This window comes from Caldibacillus debilis DSM 16016 (assembly GCF_000383875.1).
In the GTDB taxonomy this organism is placed as follows: domain Bacteria; phylum Bacillota; class Bacilli; order Bacillales; family Caldibacillaceae; genus Caldibacillus; species Caldibacillus debilis.
This window is the reverse complement of sequence record NZ_KB912916.1, coordinates 1-16,323: the sequence shown is the minus strand read 5'-3', so window position 1 is coordinate 16,323 and position 16,323 is coordinate 1. Positions and strand designations below refer to the sequence as shown.

At 51.6% G+C, this 16,323-nt stretch carries 12 protein-coding genes and 1 pseudogene; 5 read left to right on the top strand and 8 right to left on the bottom strand.

Going from position 1 to position 16,323, the window contains the following annotated elements; genetic code table 11:
* Positions 1-13 precede the first annotated feature (13 nt).
* The 3 genes from A3EQ_RS0118020 (at position 14) to A3EQ_RS0118005 (ending at position 3,081) form a co-directional block, all read left to right on the top strand.
* Entirely contained in the window at positions 14-631 is a 618-nt protein-coding gene (locus A3EQ_RS0118020) for an alpha/beta hydrolase (protein ID WP_154652915.1), read from the top strand.
* A gap of 209 nt (positions 632-840) precedes the next feature.
* Positions 841-1,959 (top strand): o-succinylbenzoate synthase, encoded by a 1,119-nt coding sequence (gene menC / locus A3EQ_RS0118010; RefSeq protein ID WP_020156539.1) that lies wholly within the window; start codon positions 841-843, stop codon positions 1,957-1,959.
* Positions 1,960-2,004: 45 nt separating this feature from the next.
* Positions 2,005-3,081 (top strand): NAD(P)H-dependent flavin oxidoreductase, encoded by a 1,077-nt coding sequence (locus tag A3EQ_RS0118005; RefSeq protein ID WP_020156538.1) that lies wholly within the window; start codon positions 2,005-2,007, stop codon positions 3,079-3,081.
* A 349-nt stretch (positions 3,082-3,430) separates the two neighbouring features.
* Here A3EQ_RS0118005 and A3EQ_RS0117995 read toward each other — a convergent pair whose 3' ends face one another.
* The 7 genes from A3EQ_RS0117995 to A3EQ_RS0117960 all read right to left on the bottom strand — a co-directional run bounded on the left by A3EQ_RS0117995 (position 3,431) and on the right by A3EQ_RS0117960 (position 13,026).
* Positions 3,431-4,780: a bifunctional folylpolyglutamate synthase/dihydrofolate synthase gene (locus tag A3EQ_RS0117995; protein WP_020156536.1), complete on the bottom strand. Its 1,350-nt coding sequence runs from the start codon at positions 4,778-4,780 to the stop codon at positions 3,431-3,433.
* Positions 4,777-5,865 (bottom strand): hypothetical protein, encoded by a 1,089-nt coding sequence (locus A3EQ_RS0117990; protein ID WP_020156535.1) that lies wholly within the window; start codon positions 5,863-5,865, stop codon positions 4,777-4,779. Before A3EQ_RS0117990 ends, A3EQ_RS0117995 begins: the two co-directional genes overlap by 4 nt.
* Positions 5,866-6,537, bottom strand: a complete 672-nt coding sequence (locus tag A3EQ_RS0117985) for an N-formylglutamate amidohydrolase (protein ID WP_020156534.1) — start codon at positions 6,535-6,537, stop codon at positions 5,866-5,868.
* A 930-nt stretch (positions 6,538-7,467) separates the two neighbouring features.
* The gene (locus A3EQ_RS0117975; protein ID WP_020156532.1) at positions 7,468-8,835 is read right to left on the bottom strand and encodes a dihydrolipoamide acetyltransferase family protein; all 1,368 of its coding nucleotides are present in this window, start codon (positions 8,833-8,835) and stop codon (positions 7,468-7,470) included.
* A gap of 28 nt (positions 8,836-8,863) precedes the next feature.
* Positions 8,864-9,883: an alpha-ketoacid dehydrogenase subunit beta gene (locus A3EQ_RS0117970; RefSeq protein WP_020156531.1), complete on the bottom strand. Its 1,020-nt coding sequence runs from the start codon at positions 9,881-9,883 to the stop codon at positions 8,864-8,866.
* Positions 9,884-9,908: 25 nt separating this feature from the next.
* Positions 9,909-10,895, bottom strand: coding sequence for a thiamine pyrophosphate-dependent dehydrogenase E1 component subunit alpha (locus A3EQ_RS0117965; protein WP_020156530.1), 987 nt, complete (start codon positions 10,893-10,895; stop codon positions 9,909-9,911).
* Between the two features lie 205 nt (positions 10,896-11,100).
* Positions 11,101-13,026: a sigma-54-dependent Fis family transcriptional regulator gene (locus A3EQ_RS0117960; RefSeq protein WP_020156529.1), complete on the bottom strand. Its 1,926-nt coding sequence runs from the start codon at positions 13,024-13,026 to the stop codon at positions 11,101-11,103.
* Positions 13,027-13,694: 668 nt separating this feature from the next.
* Here A3EQ_RS0117960 and lepB point away from each other — a divergent pair.
* Positions 13,695-14,243 carry a signal peptidase I gene (gene lepB / locus A3EQ_RS0117945; protein WP_026500066.1) on the top strand — a complete coding sequence of 183 codons (549 nt, stop codon included), beginning with the start codon at positions 13,695-13,697 and terminating at the stop codon, positions 14,241-14,243.
* Positions 14,244-14,626: 383 nt separating this feature from the next.
* Positions 14,627-15,045: pseudogene (locus tag A3EQ_RS23030) on the top strand (SgcJ/EcaC family oxidoreductase); the annotation flags it as partial.
* A 639-nt stretch (positions 15,046-15,684) separates the two neighbouring features.
* On the opposite strand, the gene A3EQ_RS0117940 reads toward A3EQ_RS23030, so the two are convergent.
* Entirely contained in the window at positions 15,685-15,963 is a 279-nt protein-coding gene (locus tag A3EQ_RS0117940) for a colicin immunity domain-containing protein (protein WP_020156525.1), read from the bottom strand.
* Between the last annotated feature and the right edge of the window lie 360 nt (positions 15,964-16,323).

The window sequence follows — 16,323 nt, the reverse complement described above, 5'->3', positions numbered from 1 at the left end:
AGGAGCTGGAACCATGAAAAAAATCGCTTTTGAAGAAGAATGGAAGCGGGGAAAGATTCCTTGCGAGCTGGTCCTGCATGATCCGCCTTCCGACGGTTTGGCCATCGTTCTTCCCGGCCGGGGATACACGGCGAAGGCGCCGCTCCTCTACTATGCCTCCAAGTATTACTTCCAAAAAGGGTTTGACCTTTTGCAAATCCATTATCACGACATCCTTCCCTCGACAAACGAATCCGAATTTATTGCGGCTGTCCAGGAAACGGTCCGAAACTTTTTAAACCGGCACCCGTACGCCAATTTCTGCATCGTGGCCAAATCGATCGGGACCATCGCCCTCGCCCGGCTGTGCAAATGGGACGAATTCCGGGAAGCGAAAGCCCTCTGGCTCACTCCTCTCCTGCACAGGGACGATGTTTTTCAAGGATTGAAAAACAGCCGGCAAAAGGGGCTCGTTGCCATCGGTAACGCGGACCCGGCGTATGCCGGCGAAAGGTTTCAGGAATTAAAGGCCAATCCGAATTTGGATCTTCTTTTGATCCCCGGTGCCGATCACAGCCTAGAACTGGAAATGGATATCGAAGGTTCGATCGATATTTTAAAGACTTTGCTTGCCGCCGTAAAAAAACTTTAATCAACGCCAACCCGCCTGCGGAACGGGCCCGGTTCCCGCTTCCAATTCCGAAGAACCGGAGGAAAATCGGCTCCCGGCTTTGTCCCCCAGCGGCCTGATTTTCCCTAAAGTTTTGCGTCCGGCCCCTTTTCCGCAACTTTGGCGCCTTATCCCTTTCCTTCCGGCACTTTTGCATCTTTCCCAAACGACACAAGAAAGGAATCTTGCCAATGGAATCCGTCCGGATACGCGAGATCGTCCTCCATCATATCCATATCGGCCTGAAAAGGCCTTTTCTCGCCAGCCACGGCGCCACCCGGCAGAAAACGATTTGCCTGGTCGAAGCCGTCGACGCAGACGGGATTTCCGGCTGGGGCGAAACGGTTGCCCTGCCCGGACCCTTTTATAACGAGGAAACCTACGAAACCGCCGTGCATATCTTGAAAGATTTTATCATTCCGGCCGTGTTGGGGAAGACCTTCGGCCATCCCCGGGACATTCGGCCGTCGGTCTCGATGATCAAACGGAATTATATGGCAAAAGCGGCGATGGAGACCGCCCTCTGGGACCTGTACGCCAGGAAAAACGGGAAGCCCCTCTATCAATTGCTCGGCGGAAAAAACCGGCTGGTGGCAGCGGGAAAAAGCATCGGGATGCAGGAATCCCCGGCCCGGCTGGCGGAAAAAGTCGAAAAAGCCCTCCAGGAAGGTTTTCAAAAGATCAAAATAAAAATATCCCCCGGAAAGGATTTGGCCTATGTCGGGGCGGTGCGGAAACAATTCCCCGATATCCCTTTGATGGCCGACGCGAATTCTGCATACACCCTAAAAGACATGAACCGGCTGAAGGCATTGGACGAATACGGGCTCTTGATGATCGAGCAGCCCTTCGCCTCCGACGATCTGATCGATCATGCCCGTTTGCAAAGGGAGCTGAAGACGCCGGTCTGTCTGGACGAAAGCATTTTAAGCGCGGAAGACGCCCGGAAAGCCGCGGAGATCGGCAGCTGCCGGATCATCAACATCAAGATCGGTCGGGTCGGGGGAATCCATGAAGCGGTGCGCATCCATGACCTGTGCCGGGAAAAGGGGATCCCGGTATGGTGCGGCGGAATGCTGGAGACCGGCATCGGCCGGGCGATGAACCTGCATCTTTCAACCTTGCCCGACTTTTCCATCCCCGGGGACAACACCCCCCCGGCGGAATATTTGGAAACGGATATCGTCGAGCCGGAAATCAGGATGACAAACGGTGTGATCGAAGTGCCCGACCGCCCCGGCTTCGGCTTTTCGGTGGACCGGAAGAAGATCGCCCGGCTGCTGATCCATCGGGAATCTTTTCGAGCATAAAAAGGAAGCGGGGAGCGTTCGATAAAAGTGGAGGGGGAAAAGAACATGTGGAATCATACGGAAGTCACCCGCAGATTATCCATTCAATACCCGATTATCCAAGCGGGAATGGCAGGCGGGATCACGACGCCCGAACTGGTGGCCGCCGTATCCGATGCAGGCGGTCTGGGGATGATCGGGGCGGGTTATATGACACCGGAAAAATTGGCGGCGGATATTCAAAAGATCCGAGAATTGACTTCCAAACCTTTCGGCGTCAATCTGTTTGTCCCCGAACATCCGGCCGTCATTCAAGAAGAAATTGACAGGGCCAATCAACTGCTGGAACCCATCCGCCAAATGTTAGGAATCGCAAAAAAGCAGGAGGTCCCGGAAATCGACACCTCCGTTTTCGATGAAATGATTCAAATCGTCTTGAAATATGAAGTACCCGTTTGCAGTTTCACATTCGGCATTCCCGGGAGCGAAACGATCCGTCAATTAAAGAAGCGGGGAATCGTTACCATCGGAACGGCCACCACGGTAAAGGAAGCCGTCATGAATGAAGAGGCGGGCATGGATATGGTCGTGGTCCAAGGCAGCGAAGCCGGGGGACATAGGGGCAGTTTTGCGGAACCCTTCGATCAATCCATGATCGGAAACCTAGCCCTTATTCCGCAAGCGGCGGATCATGTTTCCATCCCGATTATCGCCGCCGGAGGCATCATGGACGGCAGAGGCGTTTTCGCTTCCCTCATACTGGGAGCCCAGGCGGTCCAAATGGGAACGGCCTTTGTTGCCTGCAAAGAAAGCGGAGCGCATGAACGGCACAAACAAGCGATTTTAAACGCCTCCGAAGAACAGGCGGTCATCACCTCGGCATTCAGCGGCAAACCGGCCCGGGGATTAATCAATGAATTTATCCTGCGGATGAAAGGACATGAGGATGCCCTGCCGGCCTATCCCATTCAACATATGCTCACCCGGGATATCCGGTCCGAAGCCGCAAAACAGAACAAGAAAGAGTGGATGTCCCTTTGGTGCGGGCAAAATCCGCGGCTGAGCAAAAACGTGCCTGCCGCGGAACTGATTGAAACCATCGCCCGTCAAGTGGAAACCATCATCCATCGATTCCAGACCTAAATGGCGGTTTGCCCGTGCCATTTTCAGGTCATCTCAAGGGCAGCGGGAACGGGGAAGGCGGGGATCAGGGCCTTGCCGGATGAAACCGTCTTGCGGGCTTCCTCCTGCCGGTTCAGCCTTGAAAAGGGAAAAGGCAATACCCGCGAAAACGAAGGCTAAACTTTGGACTTCCCGGCAACTGAACAACCCGACAAGCGGCGATACCCCGAAAGCGAAGCGTCCGGAACGGCATTTTCCCGCACGGGCAGGTGTGCGAGGTCCGCTTCGAACCGGTTTGATTTGATGCGGACCGGAGAGAAAAAACGGACAGCTCCCATCATAGCCTCAGTGCCCCGCTCCCCTTCGGACTTTACTTCCCGATATCCATCAAGTTCTGGTTCCACAGGCGTTTCGCATTGGCGATGAGGGATTGGGTGCCGACGATCAGGATCGCATCCACATCCCGCTCCCTCATGGCCGCTTTCACCGCCGCCTCCAAGGGATGGATCTCCGCCGCGCGGTCCGTCAACGACCGGGCATAAGCAAGCGCGTCCGCCGGAAAGGTCAAATAGGAGATGTCCGGGCTGGTGATCAACAGTTTTTTTGAAAACCCGCTCACGACCCGGATGACGCCCTTGTAATCCTTGTCGGCCGGCACCCCTACGATGGAGACGACATTTTTCCTTCCCATGCTTTCGATGACTTCTTTCACATAGGCGGCCGATTTTTCATTGATGGCCCCATCCACGATGACGGCCGGATTCCGGTCGATGAGCTCGCATCTCCCCGGCCATCGGATGGCGGCGAAGCAACGGTCCGCCGTCTGATAAGGGATGGCGCCCCCATATACATCTTCGCAAACCTTGACCGCCACAGCCGCATTCACCGCCTGGAATGCGCCCAGCAGGGACAGCCGCAAACGGGGATAGAAGGCCCTCGGCGTCCTTACATCAAAACAAGTGCCCGTTTCCCCTGGCGAGATATTTTCCGCAAAAAAATCTTCCCCATAGTAAAAAACATGGGCCGGCGCCAAATCGCCCATCCGCTCCTTGATTTTGGGAAGCGTCTCCCCTTGTCCGCTGACATACACGAATTTCGTTTTTGGCTTGATGATCCCCAGCTTGTGGGAAACGACGTCGTCCATGGTGGGGCCGAGGTGCGTCATATGCTCTTCCATGACCGGCGTGATGACCGCCCATTCATTGTCCAATATATTCACATCATCAAACTTCCCGCCCCTGCCGCATTCGATCACGTTGATATCCGTATTCTTCTCTTTGAACCAGAGGCAGGCGACGGCCAATGCCAGGCCGATCGGCCCCTGATATTCATCATCCCGGAGTCCCGATTCGATCTCGGTGAACGGACCGAGGATCTCGTTCGCCAAACGGATGAAATCCCCGTCCGGGATCGCCTTTCCGTCGATCCGGATCCTTTCATTAAAAGCGACAAGGTGGGGAGAGGTGAACAGGCCGACTTTCCAGCCCAAATGGCTGAGCAAGGAAGAAATCAGCCGGGCGGTGGAGCCCTTTCCTTTGCTGCCGGCCACAAGGATGAATTTTTGACCGCGGTCGGGGGAACCGAGGAGGCGGAACAGCTTTCGCGTCAGTTCCGGCTTCCTGACCTCGGCATCCCGCTTTTCCTTGATATTCCCGACCGCCCGCAAATAGGACCGGTAAATGAGGTCCTCCGCTTCTTTTCTGGTATGGATGCCGTTCATTTGACTTTCGCCCTTTCCTCCGAAAGGGAGGCAAAAATGATGAGGGGAGAGATCACGAGGACCAGCAAGAGACGCTGGACATTATTTTCGACCAGGCTGAAAATGGTAAAATATAAAGCGATCATCGGCAAACTTAATTTATTGATATGTTTTTTCAGCAAAAATTTCGTGCTCCTTCTCACCCGGACGACCGTCCCGATATTCGGGATGGACAGATCGAACCGGACGGTCGCCGGTATCCCGATATACAGGTGGCTGTCGATAAACTCATTCTCGATCTTGATCACTTCGCCCGCATTGCCCGTGTCCAAATAAAGGACGGGCAATTCCACTTCCTTTTGGTTATAGGAAACGATCACCCGGTCATTTTCTTCCAGGCCGAGGAATTTGGCGATGTTCGGATGGATCCTGCACAGCCGGTGGTTCTCGTCAAACGGGTAAATGTATCCCACCCGTAAATCCAATTCCCGATAGCCGACGAAGATCTGGCCGACCGACCGCAAAAGGGCATGATAGCCGCCCCTGATTTCCGCGAACAGCCTTCGCAAAAATGAGGGATCGGCGTCCCTGCCGCTTTTCATGATCGCCAAACGGTCCGCTTGCCCGCCATCCAATCCGAGCAATAACATTTGATACCGGTTGATGAACACCTTGTTTTTTAACTGCTTGTTTTCATGTTCCTTAAGCCCCAGCTTCATCCGGTATCCGTTCGATATATGGATCAATTCCACCTGATCGCCGTATTTTTCGATCAAATCCTTCGTGGCGAAAACGGCATTCTCATTGATATGCTCAATCTTCGGGATCCCGCGCCGGACAAATTGATAAGGTTCTTTGCGGATGATGACGGTCGGGCTGTCAAATCCGATCCGTTCCAACAAACGTTTCGAAGCTTTCGCTTTGCCGGATTCGATGTCCGGATTGGCGAAGATCATGCAGCGGGCCTTGCGCCCCGATTCACCTTCCGCCGTCGCGAACAAAAAATTTTGCAGGCCCAATCTTTCGCAATCTGTAGGGTTCAATTCGATTTGCAGCCGGGCGACGGCCGAATAGTTTTCCATCCGTTCAAATTTAGCGCTGTCCATTTACGCATGCCCCTTTTTGAATGTTCCGACAATCTCGATCAACGATTGGATGATTGCGGCATAACCGGCGATATTGGATCGCGGATCCCGGAAAGACCGGTTGATTTCCATTTGGACGGCACGAATTTTCAACGTGTTTTTGGCGAAATAGGTGATCGTGCCGGGGTGGGATGCCTTGAACACGCTGTCGGTTGTCACGTTTTTAATGCCGTTTTTATGGAAGATTTTTCTTATGATCTCCAACGATTCCCCGTCTACGGATTCCCCGTTCAGCGTCCCCAGATCGATATCGAAATCCCTGTCGGGGGATGCGCCGTGGATATCGATGACGAGATCGATCGGATACCGGGCGCAAAGGTCCCGCAGGGCCTCCTTATACCTTCCTCCGATCACATAATTGGGATCCTCTTCGGATATCCGGGTGCTAAAGATGCTGAAACAATTGGTGGCCATTTGGACGATTTGGGCGATCGAACCCGTGTGCATGTCCGCATGTTTGACCCGGTTGTTCCGGATATGGTTCACCGAATGGGGGGCCGAAATGACAATATTTCCCTGCCCCAGCTTGATCGCGAATGGCCGCAGGGAAAAATCCAGCCCGTTGTATCGGTCGCAGGAAAACTGTTCTTCGATCAGGATCGCCGCATTTCGCAGAAGATCAGGGTTCAGCATGGAAGAACTCCTTCATCCGGAATGATCACCAATAATATTATTACAAAACTCCCGTTTCAACAAATGGATTTTGCGGCGGCCCATGAAAGGTATCGGGACCGGTCATTTTCACCCTCTCAGATCACAGAGGAGCGCACAGCGGGCGGCAGACCGGCAACGGTCCGTTCCCGCCAAAACGGGCAGATGGCGGCAGCCATGGTCCGGGGGAAGCCAAACTGCCCTCCGCGCGAGCGAGATGCTGAACATCGGCCGGCGGACCTTCACTCCTGAGGCGGTCGTGCCGGTTGCCGATGAGGCGCCCGTTTGCCGCGGAGGGGACCGATCAAAACCGGAAATATTTGCAGAAGGCTTTTTGGAAAAAGCCGAAAAAAAGGAGCATCCCGCTTCCAAGTCATGCAGAATAACCGAAACCGCCGATGCCTGCTAGAATACCCGCCGGCCAAAGGCCGGAAGGGAATTTTCCAATAACGGCTGGAATTTTGGAGCCATTCGATAAAAAAAGCTATCTCAAAGGCCGTGATGCCGGCCTTTAAAGATAGCTTCGCGGTTCGGGCGGGATCCCTTCCGCCCATTTCGCCTTTTGTCCCGGCGGAAAAGGGCCGCCGCCAACGGAATTGGCCTTTCCGCGAGTTCATCTTACCTCGCCGACGAAAACCGCCTTTTCCCATGCGGTTTCTGCTGTTTGGGTTCGGCTGCCGCGATGGAAAGAAGGGCCGCGTTTTGCGCCCGAACCTCCACCCGCCTTGCTGCCCGGGCGGGATAGCGCCCGCTTCATTCAGGCGTTCCGTTAACCCGCCCTCTCCTTCCGACGGTTTGCCGGTTTGATCAGGGAGGCCCTGGACCAAAGCTTCTTTTCAAAGGGGAACGGGGGAAGATGGCGGCTTCCGCCCCGTCAGATGGTCCGGGGCAAACCGTTTTCCCAAGGCCTTTTTATCGAACGAACAGCAAATCCGGTTCGCTTAAATATTTTTTCAGGTCGTTTAACGCCTTTTGCGCCAGAACGCCGTCGATCAAGCGATGATCGTAGCTGAGCGATAGTGCCATCATCGGGGCGATTTCAATCGAGTCATCCACAACGACCGGTTTTTTCTCAATTCGGCCGATGCCTAAAATGCTCGATTCCGGATGGTTGATGATCGGCGTAAACCAAGCCCCGTTTGCCGAACCGATATTCGAAATCGTACACGTCGATCCCGTCATTTCATCCGCTTTGATGGAACCATTCCTTGCTTTTTCCGCAAGCTCTTGAATTTCTTTCGCGATTTGGAATAACGATTTTTGATCGGCATGTCTGATCACCGGAACAACCAGGCCCCGTTCGGTATCGGCGGCAAAGCCGATATGGTAGTCTTCCTTTACGATGATTTCCTCCCGTTCATCATCGATCGAGGCGTTCAGCATCGGGTATTTTTTCAGCACGGCCGTCAACGCTTTGACCGCATATGCCAAATAGGTGAGTTTAATTCCCTCTTCGGCGGCGAACGCTTTCATCCGCTGCCGGTGTTCCACCAGCTTTGCGACATTCGCCTCGTCAAAATGGGTGACGTGGGGAATCGTCGATTTCGCATGAACCATGGCGTTTGCGATGGCCCTTCGAATGCCGGTAAGCGGAATTCTGCGCTGGCTTCGCGGGATTTCCCGCGCCGGTTCCTTGCCGGCCTTCGTTTCTTTTTCCGCTTCCGCTTGTTCGGATCTCCGTTTGGCGATGACGGCGTCGACGTCGCTTTTCAATATTCTTCCCTTCGGGCCGGTCGGCGTCACTTCTTCAAGATTCACCTGATGTTCCCTGGCAAATTTGCGCACGGAGGGCGCCGCTTTCACGAACCGGTTCGGCTGCTTTCCGTCTTCCCTTTGTTTTGCCGCGTTTCGGACATCTTCTTCGGTGACCTTGCCGTTCGGGCCGGTGGGTGTGACAAGGCGCCAATCCACTCCAAGCTCTTTGGCCAATTTTTTTACACGCGGCGTCGCCCTTTTCTCAACCGGAACCTCCGGCACGCCCCTTTCCTCGGCTGTCTCCCCTTCCGCTTTTTCCTGTTCCCGCGGGGAATCCGCGGCTGCAGCGGCCGTTTCAATCACGGCCAATACATCCCCGACGGCGGCCGTTTCGCCCCGTTTTTTTCTGATTTCTTTGACAACGCCCGATTCCGGGGCCTCAATCTCCGAGACGGCCTTTTCCGTCTGCACTTCCACAAGGGTATCGCCTTTTTCCACAGGATCCCCTTCCGAGACGTGCCAGAAGGTGATCAAACTCTCATCGAGGGTATCGGACAGGCGGGGCAAATTCACTTCGATTAACATGGGGCTACCTCCCGTTTGGAAGTCGATTTTATTCGTTGACGAGTTTCATCGCTTCTTGAAAAATTTTGTCGGCGTTCGGCAGGACGAATTGTTCGAGCGGACGGCTGTAGGGAATCGGCACATCCGGAACGGCCAGCCTGCGGACCGGCGCATCCAAATCATACAAGCATTCTTCGGCGGCAAGCGCGGCGATTTCCGCCGTCATGCCGTACGACAAATAATCTTCATCGACGACGAGCAAACGGTGCGTCTTTTTGATCGACTGAAGGATCGTTTCACGGTCGAGCGGGACGAGGGTGCGCAAATCGATGACTTCCGCTTGAACGCCGTGTTCCTCCAGCTTTTTCGCCGCTTCCAGCGCGTGATGGACCGTCATTTGGATGCCCACGATCGTAAGATCCGTCCCTTCCCTCACCACGTTCGCCTTGCCGATCGGCACGGTATACGCTTCTTCCGGCACATGTCCGACGGACGCGTCCAGCTGGTCCATCCAGCCCAATCCTTGCAATGTCTTATGAAACATAAAGACGACTGGGTTATCATCCCGGATAGCGGAAATCATCATCCCTTTCAAATCGTACGGGGTGGAGGGCGCCACCACTTTCATGCCCGGCAGATGGGCAAAAGTGGCGTACAAGGTTTGCGAATGCTGGGCGGCGTCGCTGTATCCCCCGCCGACGGCGGTCATCAGCACGATCGGCAGCTTGACCCGTCCTCCCGACATATACGGAATCTTTGCCATATGGTTATAAATTTGGTCCATACAGACGCCGAAGAAATCGACGAACATCAATTCGACGATCGGCCGCATCCCTTCGGAAGCCGCGCCTATGGCGGCGCCGATAAATGCGGTTTCGGAAATCGGCGTATCCATCACCCGTTCAGGTCCGAACTTTTGGTACAACCCTTCCGTCGCCCCGAAGATGCCGCCGTATACGCCGACATCCTCCCCCATGACGAACACGTTCGGATCCCTTTCCATTTCCAAACGGATCGCTTCGGCAATCGCTTTATTTCCCGTTAACAGGCGTTTCTTCGTCTTTTGCATTTGGATGACCCCTTTCCATCGTGTTTTACACAAACAAATCCTTCAAAGCATCTTCCGGTTCCGGATAATCGCTTTCGCGGGCGAACTGATAAGCGGCGTCGACTTCCCGTTTTGCCTTATTTTCCAACTCGGCCAGCCGTTGTTCCTCGATCCCATGCTCTTTCATCAAATATTGGCGCATCCGGACAATCGGATCCTTTTCCCTTAACAAAGTCACTTCCTTCTTATCCCGATAAACTTCCGGGTCCCCTTGGAAGTGCCCCATATAACGGTAAGTTTCGATTTCAATAATCGACGGCCCTTCTCCCTTTCTCGCCCGCTCCACCGCTTCTTTGGAAACGCGGTACATTTCGATCGGGTCATTTTCTTTCACATAATATCCTTTCGCGCCATAAGCGGCCGCCCGGATATCATTCGAAGGAACCGCTGTGGACGCGGATTTCGGAACCGATATCCCGTATTGATTGTTCTCGATCACGATAATCAGCGGCAGATTCCAAAGCGAAGCCAGATTTAACGATTCATGGAAAGCGCCTTGGTTGGCCGCGCCCTCCCCGATAAAAGCGACGGCTACCCAGTCCGTTCCCTTTTTCTTCGCGGCAAGCGCCGCGCCAACGGCATGGGGAATGCCGGCTCCGACAATCCCGCCGCAAGAAAATTTGACATCGGGATCGAACAAATGCATATGCCCGCCTTTTCCCTTTCCGAGTCCTGTCACTTTCCCGAAGATTTCGGCGGTCATCCGGTTTAAATCGACACCTTTCGCGATCGCGTGATGGTGCGGCCGGTGCGGAGACGTCACCGTATCTTCTTTCTTCAGATGAATGCATATGCCGACGGCGGCCGGTTCCTGCCCCGTCGCCAGATGCATTTCACCGGGTACGGGCCCCGCACCGATATTGAAGACGGGGTTCTTTCCTTCGGCGTAAGCTTCGGCCATTTTGTCCTCGTAATAACGGATTTTGTACATCGTTTCATACATCCAAAGCAGGTGATCGATCGGAATCGCCAATTTACTCTCCTCCTTCAGTTAAAAATAAAGCGCTTCCATTAAGAGTATATATGCAAAAAGCATGCCAATGGCCAGAAAGCGGGCAGCCGGCCGCGAAACGCCCATCCTTTCTTTCAAACCCGAGCCCGATCATAAAAAAACAAAGTGTCCCATTTTGAAACACTTTGTTGTTACATATTGATACAATTTGATACAAAATGAAACATTAATAAGCGATGTTATATTTTTTCATTTGCCGGTAAAAAGTGCTCCTGGAAATTCCCAGCTGCCTGGCCGCTTTGGAAATATTCCCGTTGCATACATACAGCGCCTGGATGATCGATTGTTTTTTAATATCGTCGCGATGCAACGCCGCCTCTTCCATTTTCGGCCTTGGAAAGATTTGAAACACTTCATCCGGCAAATCCTTTGCGGATAAAACGGGGTCCGTCGTCCGGTTCAGCGTCCTTTCGATTATATTTTGCAATTCCCGGATATTCCCGGGCCAGTCGTACTGCATCAGCGCTTCCAAAAAGTCCGGCCGGATTTCCGGAAAGGGTTTGTTTAATTTTTGACAAAGCTTGCCGATAAAGTGCCGGGCAAGAAGGGGGATGTCCTCCTTTCTTTCCCGCAAAGGCGGCAAGGTGATCGGCATGACGTTCAGGCGAAAGAACAGATCTTCCCTGAAGCTCCCCTTTTGCACTTCTTCCCGGAGGTTTTTATTCGTCGCCGCAATGATGCGGACATCCACCGGGATCACTTTATGGCCGCCGATCCGCGTCACTTCTTTTTCCTGAATGACGCGCAAAAGAAGGACTTGCATCTCCAGCGACATCTCGCCGATTTCATCCAAAAAGAGGGTGCCGCCGTCAGCAAGTTCGAATTTTCCCGCGCTTCCGCCTTTTTTCGCCCCGGTAAAAGCCCCCTCGACATAGCCAAACAGTTCGCTGCCGAGCAGATCGCGGGGGATTCCGCCGCAATTGATGGCAATAAACGGCTTGTTTCTCCGCTTGCTGGCATTATGGATGGCTTGGGCGAGCATTTCTTTTCCCGTTCCGCTTTCCCCCATGATCAAAACGTTGGAGTCGGTCGCAGCAGCGAGTTTGGCTTCATTCAGTTTTTGGAGGAAGTGCGGCTCTTGGCCGATGATATCATCAAAGGTTATTTTTGCCTGGTTTCCCGACAAATGATTGACGAATTGGCGCACTTTTTGGATTTCTTTCAATATAACCATCGAACCGATCCAATGGCTGTCTTTATAGATGGGGATTTTGTCGACCATGACATGATGGATGTTTCCCGACGGCTTCACCTTTAAATGGAGTTCCTTGTTTTGCAGATTGACAGGCCGGTTGGACGGGATCGACAAGTTTGCAAAAATCTCGTTGATCCTTTTTCCTTCCAGATGCCGGTCGAGGCAGAGGAGTTTCTTCAGCTGATCGTTCGCCTTGATAATCTTTCCTTCCGTGTCAATGATGAGGATGCCTTCCTTCATGTTATTGGTTGTCGCTTCCAGGAACCTTTGCATCATCATATTTTTTTCGGCATTTTCATTTAATTTCAATTGATATTCAATGGCTTTGACCGCGGAAACCACCATGCCCAACGTGTGCGGATGGACTTTTTCATATGGACCGGCCACATTCAGCACTCCGATGATGCGGCCCTTGGAATCATGGATCGGGGCCGCGGAACAAGTCCATGATTGGCATATTTGCGAATAATGTTCCTCGGCAAAGATTTGTACAGGCTGATCGATCACAATGGACGTGCCGATCGCATTGGTGCCCATCATCCGTTCGCTCCAATCCGCCCCTTCGACAAAGCGGATCTTCTCCGCCATTTCCAACGTATCGGGATCGCCGATTGATTTCAGCAGCTGCCCGTTTTCATTGCAAAGAATGACTAAAAAGCCCGATCCCTTCACGATGGAATAAAGCCCCTCCATCAACGGTATCGATAAATCGATCAGGTATTGATATTGTTCCTTGTTGATCGGTTTGATGCGGCCATATGGCTGGAAAGGATCGACCTTCCACTTTTTTGAACGGATCCACGATTCCTTGACGATGGGAGAAAGCCTTTCGTCCAGCTCATCATTGAAAATAAAGCGCTTCCAATTTTCTTTGACAATCTCCCGTTGGCTGTTCACGTCAACCGCCTCCATATGAACAGTTTGGTGGTTCCCGAAAGAATGAGAAACGAGATTTCAGCCGTGTCCTTCATCGATGGTTCGCATGGATGCGCAAGCCGGACGGCTTTTGTCCTTGAGTTAATTGCACCTATTTCTATTATAAAGCAAATCCTGTCCGCGGGCCGTCGGAAAAGTTTCCTTCCGCAAGTTTTCCCGCGAACGGATGGCCGGTTTCATTGCCTCCGCCATGTTCAATATCCCGGTGATTTTCCCGTTTATCGTGCCTTCACTTTTAAGCCTCAAAGGTTTGGGCGATTCCTGCGGGCAGCCCCCGCGATTTACAAAAAGGCAAGTTTAAACGAAGCATTTCCCGCCAGGCGTGCGGCCATTTCCCTGCTTTTTCGGGGACCGGATATGTCAGGATAGGTTTTTCGTTTACCGGCTGAACCCCAGCTGCAGGGACTTGGCCGGGTTTTCCTGGCCCATCTTCGATATTCAGCATCCCCTGTTTCCGCGGCCGCCGGCCGCACCGCATCACCGGCGCCTCTGGTATTTTGCTTTGTTTTTCCGTAAGAACAAGGAAGGATGATTTAGATCGGTTGAACCTGCAGCAAATATTTGAAATAATGAATTTAAATAAAAAACGAATCGGATGGGCAGGAAATCTAAATAAGGAAGTGGTTTTATTGAAAACAAATATAAACAAAGAGATTTTTTCATGGCTGAAAACGATCTTCTTCTCATTGGTCATCGTCGCGATCTGCCGGCACTTCTTATTTTCTCCTTCAACCGTTTACGGAGAATCGATGGCCCCCACATTGAAAGATCATGAAAAAATCATTATCAGCAAGGTCAGCAAATTGGAGCATTTCGATGTGATCGTCTTTCATGCCCCGGATGCGGACGCATACTATATCAAAAGGATTATCGGTCTTCCCGGAGACCGGATTGAAGTAAAGGATGACACACTATATATCAACGACAAACCTTATAAGGAACCATATCTGAAGCCCAATCGGAACCATCTATGGGCGGGCGGCAATTTTACAGGGGATTTTACATTAAAAGAAATAACCGGAAAATCAAAAGTGCCAAAGGGCCACCTCTTTGTCATGGGCGATAATCGGCCGGTCAGCAAGGACAGCCGGCATTTTAAATTCATCCCGATTAAATCTGTGATTGGCGAGGTAAAATTCAGGTTTTATCCTTTAAAAAAAATCGGAATTCCTGAGTAAGATCAATAGGTATAATTATTACAAATACATCTTCCAAGTTGATGACAGCAATTGGCTCTCCTCATCTTTCTACTCTAAGAGGACTATATCTTCTTCGCTTAGGTTGCAAGGAACGGGTCAATATTTATATATGTCCACTTCCAGTGCCGTGGGACAAATTTGCAAAAATATCAATGATGGTCTTCTCTAACAGCATTCGATATGGCAGGACTTTTGAAATAGAGATCCAAAAACCGTCCGGAACAAGCTTGACTCATCCGAAGGCACCCTGCCCCGCTGCTTCTAAACGGAGAAAGCGCCTGACTCTTTGTCGCTAAATCGCAAGCATAACCTTTCAAGTCTTTAAGGAGGGAAATATGGACAGATCAAATGAAATTTAGGTACTCTATCACCGGTTTTTAGAGGCTTGGAACTGCAGAAACGCTCGTGCCATAGCGGATTTGTTTGCGGACAGGGGGGAGCTGATCGGATACGATGGCAGTTTGGAGATAGGACGCGAGAATGTTTTTTTTGCACCTCAACACCATCTTTAAAGATCATCCAACCGCAAGATTCGTCGGCAAAGTCAAAAATGTGCGATTGCTGAGTGGAAATATCGTCATATTACGTGCCATCGCCGGCATGGTGCCTCCCAGGACAATCAGATATTAATCCGAAGGTCAACACGCATCACACACTGGCTACAGAAAAAAACGGGGAGAAATGGCAGATTCAGCTTTTTCAAAACACCCCGGCTGAATTTGATGGAAGACCCGAACTCGTTGAACAAATGACCGAAGAGCTGAGACAATTGCTTAAATGAATCCGCCGAGACAAGGCTTGATCGACCATCCGCCATTCTTATCAATAATCTGTATTCCTATGAACTGGAAATTCAAATCTGGCCATGTTCTACAAAAATTACATGTTCCCGGCAAAATGTCGGCAAAAACGGAAAAATAAAATCGAGCAGGAGGGGGCGGCTAACCCCCGTCCCCTCACACCACCTGGCATGCGGGGCCGCGCTAGGGGGTTCGTCAACCTTGACAGAGTTTGAAGTATCGTTGCGTCAAACTTTGGCCTCTGCCGACTCCTATACATTCAATAGAACCTTCCGGTTCTGGTTCCCATCGACAGAAGGCGTTCCGTACAGGTCTCCCCGGATAAGGATGGACACTTTCCACTCATGCACCTGCCCAATATACCTCTACAGTCCTTGGCGGCTTGGGACTTCGTCTTGTTTCGCAGACTCGTCCGACTGTGACGGCCTCCGATTGGGTTCGTGTACCTCAGGCCGAGTGTTTGCCTCCAGCTTTTTTCAGATTCCGTCTCACGGCGGACACCCTTGCCTTCAGCTAACGGCAGGCGCTCGCCAGCCCCCGTTCAGGACTTTCACCCTATCGCGTCACACCCATGCCGGGCATACTAAAAAATCGCCCTTGCCATTTGGCTTGGGCGGATTTTAGCTGATAGCATTTAGACTTTGTACCTTCTTCACTACAGCTTGTCGCAGTTGCTCTTCATCAAGTAAATGAGGATCGGTTTCTCTAATCGATGCGTCAGATTGGTAATATTCGCAAGCCATATAGATAAAATCCAGTATTTCAAACTCATCTCTGCTTAACTGTTCCTGGAAGTTTTCAAAATAAGTCTGATACCTTTCTACAAATTGTACTGTATCTATCTTCTCATTCAGAAAATCATTGCATACTCGCACCAAGTATTGAGCTTCATTGGTCACTGTCTACCACCTTCCAATCATCACACGGCTTTTTCCGTGGTGTTACCGTTATAGAATCGATATGGGCTGACATTCCATTCAAAAATTTCACCAACGTTCCGTTCGGTTCAACATATCGAACAGGCGACTCAAGTAACTCCAAAACTGCTTCGCGATTTTTTATTCTTTTCCTTGAGCTAGATGGATGATGTTAAATCATTTTAGCCTTTCCGTTATTGTCCTTCAGATCCGCTGTTGTTTTTTACACATCGCTTGAACGATTTGTAAAAAATAATCGTCGGTTCGGTTGTTTTAGGCTTATCTTATATCATTTTCTTAGGAAGTACATTTTTAGCATCTGCACACTTGAACTTTTTTGTT